This is a genomic window from Scandinavium sp., assembly GCF_051650185.1.
GTDB lineage: Bacteria > Pseudomonadota > Gammaproteobacteria > Enterobacterales > Enterobacteriaceae > Scandinavium.
Genome location: NZ_JBOFIN010000016.1, coordinates 21,465 through 29,530, shown reverse-complemented (window position 1 = coordinate 29,530; position 8,066 = coordinate 21,465). Strand labels below are relative to the sequence as shown.

At 54.3% G+C, this 8,066-nt stretch carries 8 protein-coding genes; 6 read left to right on the top strand and 2 right to left on the bottom strand.

Annotated features, from left to right (window positions below):
* The first annotated feature begins 44 nt into the window (after window positions 1-44).
* The 6 genes from rpsI to ACRCWW_RS01975 all read left to right on the top strand — a co-directional run bounded on the left by rpsI (window position 45) and on the right by ACRCWW_RS01975 (window position 5,412).
* Window positions 45-437, top strand: coding sequence for a 30S ribosomal protein S9 (rpsI, locus tag ACRCWW_RS02000; protein WP_003025138.1), 393 nt, complete (start codon window positions 45-47; stop codon window positions 435-437).
* Between the two features lie 314 nt (window positions 438-751).
* Complete coding sequence (gene sspA / locus ACRCWW_RS01995) at window positions 752-1,390, top strand: stringent starvation protein SspA (protein WP_404657584.1); 639 nt, start codon at window positions 752-754, stop codon at window positions 1,388-1,390.
* A gap of 4 nt (window positions 1,391-1,394) precedes the next feature.
* Complete coding sequence (gene sspB, locus ACRCWW_RS01990; RefSeq protein WP_438680899.1) at window positions 1,395-1,889, top strand: ClpXP protease specificity-enhancing factor; 495 nt, start codon at window positions 1,395-1,397, stop codon at window positions 1,887-1,889.
* Window positions 1,890-2,002: 113 nt separating this feature from the next.
* Window positions 2,003-2,782, top strand: a complete 780-nt coding sequence (nanR, locus tag ACRCWW_RS01985; protein ID WP_438680898.1) for a transcriptional regulator NanR — start codon at window positions 2,003-2,005, stop codon at window positions 2,780-2,782.
* Window positions 2,783-2,909: 127 nt separating this feature from the next.
* On the top strand, window positions 2,910-3,803 hold the full coding sequence (gene nanA, locus ACRCWW_RS01980) for an N-acetylneuraminate lyase (protein ID WP_438680897.1): 894 nt from the start codon (window positions 2,910-2,912) through the stop codon (window positions 3,801-3,803).
* Window positions 3,804-3,915: 112 nt separating this feature from the next.
* Window positions 3,916-5,412: an MFS transporter gene (locus ACRCWW_RS01975; RefSeq protein WP_438680896.1), complete on the top strand. Its 1,497-nt coding sequence runs from the start codon at window positions 3,916-3,918 to the stop codon at window positions 5,410-5,412.
* A gap of 4 nt (window positions 5,413-5,416) precedes the next feature.
* On the opposite strand, the gene ACRCWW_RS01970 is transcribed toward ACRCWW_RS01975, so the two are convergent.
* Both ACRCWW_RS01970 and ACRCWW_RS01965 read right to left on the bottom strand, forming a co-directional pair.
* Complete coding sequence (locus ACRCWW_RS01970; protein ID WP_438680895.1) at window positions 5,417-7,087, bottom strand: Wzy polymerase domain-containing protein; 1,671 nt, start codon at window positions 7,085-7,087, stop codon at window positions 5,417-5,419.
* 25 nt (window positions 7,088-7,112) lie between these two features.
* Complete coding sequence (locus ACRCWW_RS01965; RefSeq protein ID WP_438680894.1) at window positions 7,113-8,036, bottom strand: fimbrial protein; 924 nt, start codon at window positions 8,034-8,036, stop codon at window positions 7,113-7,115.
* Between the last annotated feature and the right edge of the window lie 30 nt (window positions 8,037-8,066).

The window sequence follows — 8,066 nt, the reverse complement described above, 5'->3', positions numbered from 1 at the left end:
CACAGCAACCGCAAGTTCTTGACATCTAATCGGGATTATAGGCAATGGCTGAAAATCAATACTACGGCACTGGTCGCCGCAAAAGTTCCGCAGCTCGCGTTTTCATCAAACCGGGCAGTGGTAAAATCGTAATCAACCAACGTTCTCTGGAACAGTACTTCGGTCGTGAAACTGCCCGCATGGTAGTTCGTCAGCCGCTGGAACTGGTCGACATGGTTGAGAAACTGGATCTGTACATCACTGTTAAAGGTGGTGGTATCTCTGGTCAGGCTGGTGCGATCCGTCACGGTATCACCCGCGCTCTGATGGAGTACGATGAGTCCCTGCGTGGCGAACTGCGTAAAGCTGGCTTCGTTACTCGTGATGCTCGTCAGGTTGAACGTAAGAAAGTCGGCCTGCGTAAAGCACGTCGTCGTCCTCAGTTCTCCAAGCGTTAATTGCTTTCTGCTCTGGCAGAACAATTGGCGAAAAAACCCGCTTCGGCGGGTTTTTTTATGGATAAAACAGGCGTTATCCACAATGGTTGTCGCTCTTTTCCGCCCTTTTTCAGCATTTCCAGAATCCCCTCACCACAAAGCCTGCAAAATCTGGTAAACTATCATCCAATTTTCTGCCCAAATGCGGGTGATTGGTCATTTTTTGTTTTGTTCGTGAACAGGAATGTCGTTCGACGCTTACAGGGCTTCACATCTGGCTGGCCGCGTGTTGTGGTCGGTAGCAGTAAAAATTCTTACTATACCTGGAGGTTTTCATGGCTGTCGCTGCCAACAAACGTTCGGTAATGACGCTGTTTTCTGGTCCTACTGACATCTATAGCCATCAGGTCCGCATTGTGCTGGCCGAAAAAGGTGTCAGCTTCGAGATTGAGCACGTGGAAAAGGACAATCCACCTCAGGATCTGATTGACCTCAACCCGAATCAAAGCGTCCCGACACTGGTAGATCGCGAGCTGACCCTTTGGGAATCTCGCATCATTATGGAATATCTGGATGAGCGTTTCCCGCATCCGCCGTTAATGCCGGTTTATCCGGTGGCGCGTGGTGAAAGCCGTCTCTACATGCACCGCATCGAGAAAGACTGGTATTCGCTGATGAATACCGTCATGAACGGTTCTGCGGCGCAGGCTGATGCTGCCCGTAAACAACTGCGTGAAGAGCTGCTGGCGATTGCGCCGGTCTTCACTCAGAAGCCGTACTTCCTGAGCGATGAGTTCAGCCTGGTCGATTGCTATCTGGCTCCGCTGCTGTGGCGTCTGCCGGTGATGGGTATCGAGCTGGTCGGTGCGGGTTCCAAAGAGATGAAAGCGTATATGACTCGCGTTTTCGAGCGTGATTCCTTCCTCGCTTCCTTAACTGAACCCGAGCGTGAAATGCGCCTCGGTCGGGGCTAACTGAATGGATGTGTCACAACTGACACCGCGCCGTCCTTATCTGCTGCGGGCATTCTATGAATGGCTGCTGGATAACCAACTGACGCCACATCTGGTGGTTGACGTGACGTTGCCGGGTGTTCGCGTACCGATGGAGTACGCGCGTGACGGACAAATCGTTCTGAATATTGCACCACGAGCCGTGGGCAACCTGGAACTGGCGAACGACGGAGTGAGCTTCAACGCGCGCTTCGGCGGGGTGCCGCGTCAGGTTGAAGTGCCTCTGGCTGCCGTGCTGGCGATTTATGCTCGTGAAAACGGTGCGGGAACCATGTTCGAGCCGGAAGCGGCGTACGACGAAGAGGCTGCCCGCGTGAATGACGACGCTGTAATCGGTACTGAAGGTGAAACAGTGATGTCGGTGATCGACGGCGACAAGCCCGATCACGATGATGACAACGATCCTGATGACACGCCGCCACCGCGTGGTGGGCGTCCGGCGCTTCGCGTCGTGAAGTAATCCAACAGGCCCTTTCGGGCCTGTTTTGTTATCTGCCTCATTTCACCTGCCTAAAAATCCTGTGTTACTATCACTTTGTTGTCACTTACTGTCACCTGGCGCCAGGAATCGCAATGAACGCATTTGATCCTCAGGAAGAAGAGACCTCTGAAACCATCGGCCGCAGTCTGAGTCGCCGACCGCTGGCGCGTAAAAAGCTGTCGGAGATGGTCGAAGAAGAGCTGGAGCAAATGATCCGCCGTCGTGAGTTTGCCGAAGGTGAGCAACTTCCTTCCGAGCGTGAACTGATGACGTTTTTCAATGTGGGGCGTCCTTCCGTGCGCGAGGCCTTAGCCGCGCTCAAGCGTAAAGGTCTGGTGCAGATCAACAATGGTGAACGCGCTCGCGTATCGCGACCTTCGGCCGATACCCTCATCAGCGAATTGTCCGGCATGGCTAAGGATTTCCTCGCGCACCCAGGCGGCATTGCCCATTTTGAGCAGCTGCGTCTGTTTTTTGAATCAAGCCTCGTGCGTTATGCCGCTGAAAACGCCAGCGATGAGCAGGTGGAGCGTCTGAGCAAAGCGCTTCAACTCAACAGCCAGTCACTGGACGACAATACGTTGTTCATTCGTTCAGACGTTGAATTTCATCGCGTTCTGGCGGAAATTCCCGGTAACCCTATCTTCATGGCGATCCACGTCGCGTTGCTCGACTGGCTGATTGCCGCGCGTCCGAAAGTGCCTGATGCCGAACTGTATCAGCACAACGATCTCAGCTATCAGCAGCACATTGCGATCGTTGAGGCGATCCGTCGCCGCGATCCTGAAGAGGCCGACCGCGCCCTGCAAACCCATCTGAACAGTGTTTCTGCCGCCTGGCACGCTTTCGGCCAGAACAAAAAGAAAAAGTAGCCCGACGATCGTTTAGTGAGGCAGATCGCAATATAAGCGTTCTGTATAAGGTGCTGCATAAATGATCTGGTATAACAGGTATAAAGGTATATCAAATAAAACACCCCAGTCATTTATTGAGGTAGCTATGGCAAAGCAATTACGTGGCGTAATGGCCGCACTCCTGACCCCGTTTACCACCCAGCAGGCGCTGGACAAAGAGAGCCTGCGCCGCCTTGTGCGGTTCAATATTCAGCAGGGGATCGATGGACTTTATGTGGGAGGATCGACGGGGGAGGCCTTTGTGCAGAGCCTGTACGAGCGCGAACAGGTGATGGAAGTTGTGGCTGAAGAGGCGAAAGGCAAAATCACGTTAATCGCCCATGTGGGCTGTGTCAGCACGGCTGAAAGCCAGCAGCTGGCGGTGGCCGCGAGCCGTCTGGGCTTTGATGCCGTGTCGGCCGTCACACCGTTCTATTATCCCTTCAGTTTTGAAGAACACTGCGACCACTACCGTGCAATTATTGATTCGGCTGATGGGTTGCCAATGGTGGTGTACAACATTCCGGCGCTGAGCGGAGTGAAACTTTCGCTCGAACAGATCAACACCCTGGTGACATTGCCTGGCGTTGGCGCGCTCAAGCAAACCTCGGGCGATCTCTTCCAGATGGAGCAGATCCGTCGTGAGCATCCGGATCTGGTGCTTTACAACGGTTACGACGAGATCTTTGCTTCCGGCCTGCTGGCGGGTGCTGATGGCGGGATCGGCAGCACCTACAACATTATGGGCTGGCGCTATCAGGCCATTGCGAAGGCCGTTCGCGAAGGCGATAACGCCACAGCGCAACGTCTGCAAAGTGAGTGCAACAAGGTTATCGACCTGCTCATCAAAGTTGGCGTGTTCCGTGGCCTGAAAACCGTCCTGCACTATATGGACGTCGTTTCCGTTCCGCTGTGCCGCAAGCCTTTTTCCCCGGTGGCGGGGCAGTATCTGCCGGAGCTGAAAGCCCTCGCAGAGCAACTGCTGGCTGAGAAGCGCTAATCTCATTGCCGGATGGCGCATCGCTTATCCGGCCTACCAGACATGACACGTAGGCCGGATAAGGCGAAGCCGCCATCCGGCAAGACAACAAAGAATTCGTCGGGAGAGTGTTATGAGTATTTCTACCCAAAGCATCCCGTGGTACCGCCATCTTACGCGCCCGCAGTGGCGAGCATTCTCGGCCGCCTGGTTGGGATATCTGCTTGATGGCTTTGATTTTGTGTTAATTGCGTTAGTGCTGACAGAAGTAAAAAGTGAATTTGGCTTAACCACCGTAGAGGCAGCAAGCCTTATCTCTGCGGCCTTTATTTCACGCTGGTTTGGCGGATTGCTGCTGGGTGCCATGGGCGATCGGTACGGGCGCAAACTGGCGATGATCACCAGTATCGTCCTCTTCTCCTGCGGCACGCTGGCGTGCGGGTTTGCGCCTGGCTACATCACCCTGTTTATTGCCCGCATGGTGATTGGCATGGGTATGGCGGGGGAGTACGGCTCCAGCGCGACCTATGTGATTGAGAGCTGGCCAAAGCACCTGCGTAATAAAGCCAGCGGATTTCTTATCTCCGGTTTCTCGGTTGGGGCGGTGATTGCCGCGCAGGTTTATAGTCTTGTCGTGCCCGTTTGGGGCTGGCGTGCCTTATTTTTCCTTGGCATTTTTCCCATCGTGTTCGCGCTGTGGCTGCGTAAAAACATTCCTGAAGCGGAAGACTGGAAAGCGAAACACGAAGGTAAAGCGCCGGTACGCACGATGGTCGATATTCTTTATCGCGGAAAGTATCGCGTGATCAATATCGTCATGACCCTGTTTGCCGGTACGGCGTTGTGGTTCTGCTTTGCTGGGGAGCTCAACAATGCCGGACTGGTGGTGATCCTGGGCCTGCTCTGCGCCAGCGTGTTTATCAGCTTTATGGTACAGAGCAGCGGAAAACGCTGGCCTACCGGCATCATGCTGATGGTGGTGGTTCTCTTTGCTTTTCTCTACTCCTGGCCGATTCAGGCATTGTTGCCGACTTACCTGAAAACCGAGCTGGCCTACGATCCCGCGATGGTTGCTCGGGTGCTGTTCTTCAGTGGCTTTGGCGCAGCGGTTGGCTGCTGTGTCGGCGGTTTCCTCGGCGACTGGCTGGGCACGCGGAAAGCTTATGTTTGCAGCCTGTTGGCTTCGCAGTTGCTCATTCTTCCGGTTTTTGCTATCGGTGGCGGCAATATCTGGATGCTGGGTCTGCTGCTCTTTTTCCAGCAGATGCTGGGCCAGGGGATTTCCGGCATCCTGCCGAAACTTATTGGCGGCTATTTTGATACCGACCAGCGTGCCGCCGGGCTTGGGTTTACCTATAACGTCGGGGCATTAGGTGGGGCGATAGCACCGGTCATCGGCGCTCTGCTGGCGCAGCGGCTTGAACTGGGTACGGCATTAGGTTCACTCTCCTTTGGTCTGACGTTTGTGGTCATCCTATTGATTGGTCTGGATATGCCGACGCGCGTCCAGCGCTGGATTCGCCCGGAAGCGATGCGAACCCATGATGCTATAGATGGTAAACCGTTCAGCGGTGCGCTGCCGCTGTTTAGCAGCGGCGAATTGCTGAAAAAGAAAAAAGAGCTGCGATAAGCGTTCAGGGGGACGGAGTCAGCCGTGGCTCATCCGGGAAGAGCTTCCGCGCCTGAAGATAAAAGCTTTCGGCGCTGATCTCGTCGCCCTGAAGCTGGCTGATGGAAATAAGGTTGAGATACAAGCTGACTTCCGGTCTGACGAAGATTTTTGATTCAGCCCAGCGGCGATAGCGTTCCAGCGCCAGCGGATCCTTCGTCGCAGGGTAGTGCAAAAGCTCCGCTAAATGCCGATCCCACTCGAGCCTTTGCTGCTGAGGATGAGGGAAATCCACCCCGGAAAGCGTGCTGACATCTTTCAGACCGTTTCTCTCGCACTCGGTGAGTTTCAGGTTAACCCACATTCCGCCGACCATATACAGCATCAGCGCGCCTGCAAACCCGGCAGCAGCCAGCCGTAACAGGTAAACAGGTTTTGGCGTGGCGACACGCCGGGTGGTTTCGCACAAACGGAGCAGGAGGATCAGGGCTAGCCCATGGGCGGCGGACTGATACAGCGGCAGCTCAACCTGGGTATGCAGCAGAATGGGGATCAGCAGCAGCCAGCGGGAACCACAAAAGCGGAGCCAGAAGCCTGGCTTGCGATAGTGCAGGCTCAGACAGAAGCTGTTGATCCCCCCCAGCACGACGATCCCCAGACCGATAAGGGCAACCAGCCCGCCCTCAACTCCCCAGTACAGTATTTCATTATGCGGATGCTGAAGCGCGTAGTGGGATGAGAGCTGGGGGTGGAGATCGTGAAGGAATGCCAGAAACGCGCTCTGAAACGTACCATAGCCCCAGCCGATAATTGGTTTTTCTGCCAGCATCGCCAGCGCGGTTTTCCATGCCACCAGGCGGATGTCGACCTCCTGAAGCTGCGCAAGAGAACGCCCACCTCCCTGCAGATACAGACTTAACAGCGCGGCGGCGATCCCCAGCCCCATTAGCAGCAGCGCAGAGCTGGCGCGCCGGGGTGAGTCGCGATAAAGCGCATAAAACTGAAGGGGGGTAACCAGAAGGACGGCAAGCAAACCAATGCGGGAGCCAATCAGCAGCAGCAGGTAAGGGGCCAGAAACAGCATGCTGCCTGCCTGCAGGCGTGCCAGCCGCTGGCTCTGCGGCTGTCGCCACAGACAGAGCGCAATAGCCAGCCCGGTAGCCATAAAGCTCGCCATTACGTTGACCTGCTGAAAGATGCCGTAGGGGCGATTAAGCAGGATGTTGTAGCCCATTCGGTTATCTGCCGCAAAGAGCCAGTACTGCGCTGTCCCAAGCAGTGCCTCCCCCAGGGCGGCCGCCAGAAGCAGCAGCAGTAACAGGTTGCGCTGCTGGCGAGTGAGCGACCACTGCAACAGCGCATGGTAGAGCAGCAGTCCGGCTACCAGCCCCAGCAGACGAGGGATCGCCACTTCTCGCCAGGGCAGTGAGCTCCAGAGCAGTGGCAGTATCAGGACCATCGCCCCGAGAGTAAATAATCCTAAGGCAGGGGAGACGTTGACGGCGGAAAACTTGCGCGCTTGCCAGTAGCTGAGAATAATCACCGCACTCATGACCATCACCCCGAGGATATTCCCCGGCAGCGCGTAGCCGTTGCCGCCGTTATTGGTGATATAAATATGCATCAGGAAAATAAAATAAATGCCCAGCAGCAAATACAGCCGGGCGAAGGAGTGCCGCAAGAGGGTGAACAACATCGATTATCTGGTATCCCGTAAGGTATTAGTTATAGCTGATAATAAAGGTGGCGGAGGCATTTGCATCACCGGCCGTAACCTTATCGGTAGTCTGAATATATTGTGCCAGCAGCGGAATGTCGAAATTCTTCCCCTGTGTTTTACCCGCTTTTATAACCTCGTTGAGCTTTAATGGCATACTGTTAAACAGAATTTGTAATCCAACCCCTTTGGCCGTTGCGTTGCTGTCAGGTGCATCAAGGTTAATAATGCCCTGATCGAGATTGATTCCCCCACTGACACTGGGCGTGATTGAGAAGCTCACGTCGGCGGTAGCATCGCAGGTCATTGAAATGTTGAAGGGCATTGGTGCGATGACGCTGCCGGTATGTGTAAAGTGGCTCAGCGGAATTGTTCCCATAGGAACGTTAATATTGCTGGTGGTGACTTTGCAGGGGGGATCTATTACCACCGGGTTTCCTGATACGGTTAAGCTGGTGCCAAAAGGAATTGGCGCTGTCTGATCGAACCCGGTGCCGGAGGGCTCTATTGTTCTACAGACACGATAAAAGTCTCCATAATTACCTGTCAGGGTACCGCTTTGATAGCTGTTGCTGGTCTTTATTAATTGATATCTCAAGTTGAAACTGACATCTCCATGAGTGAATTGCTGGGGCGAGATAGCAGAAAAATGGACTACATTTGCCTGAGAGATTTGATCAGGATAAATAATTCCGATGCCAGGTATATTGGTTTTAAATACATGAACAGTCCGACCGCCACTGTTGATGGTCATAATACTGGGCTCTGGTGGATGCATCTCGATATCGACATCAGAGAGGAATTCGCCATCATCAGAATAGACGTTAACCCGTGCCTGAGAGGAACCCGTTGCCACAATGAATCCTACCGGAGAGTCATAAGGAACCGTGATCGGTTGATTAAATCTGATTTGAGGGGCTTGTGGCATGGTCCCTTCACAAACCCGGATAGTGTGTCC

Coding starts and splice junctions, on each gene's coding strand:
- nanR (WP_438680898.1), top strand. CDS start 2,003: ATGAACGCATTTGATCCTCAGGAAGAAGAGACCTCTGAAACCATCGGC.
- ACRCWW_RS01970 (WP_438680895.1), bottom strand. CDS start 7,087: ATGTTGTTCACCCTCTTGCGGCACTCCTTCGCCCGGCTGTATTTGCTG.
- ACRCWW_RS01965 (WP_438680894.1), bottom strand. CDS start 8,036: ATGCCACAAGCCCCTCAAATCAGATTTAATCAACCGATCACGGTTCCT.
- rpsI (WP_003025138.1), top strand. CDS start 45: ATGGCTGAAAATCAATACTACGGCACTGGTCGCCGCAAAAGTTCCGCA.
- nanA (WP_438680897.1), top strand. CDS start 2,910: ATGGCAAAGCAATTACGTGGCGTAATGGCCGCACTCCTGACCCCGTTT.
- sspA (WP_404657584.1), top strand. CDS start 752: ATGGCTGTCGCTGCCAACAAACGTTCGGTAATGACGCTGTTTTCTGGT.
- sspB (WP_438680899.1), top strand. CDS start 1,395: ATGGATGTGTCACAACTGACACCGCGCCGTCCTTATCTGCTGCGGGCA.
- ACRCWW_RS01975 (WP_438680896.1), top strand. CDS start 3,916: ATGAGTATTTCTACCCAAAGCATCCCGTGGTACCGCCATCTTACGCGC.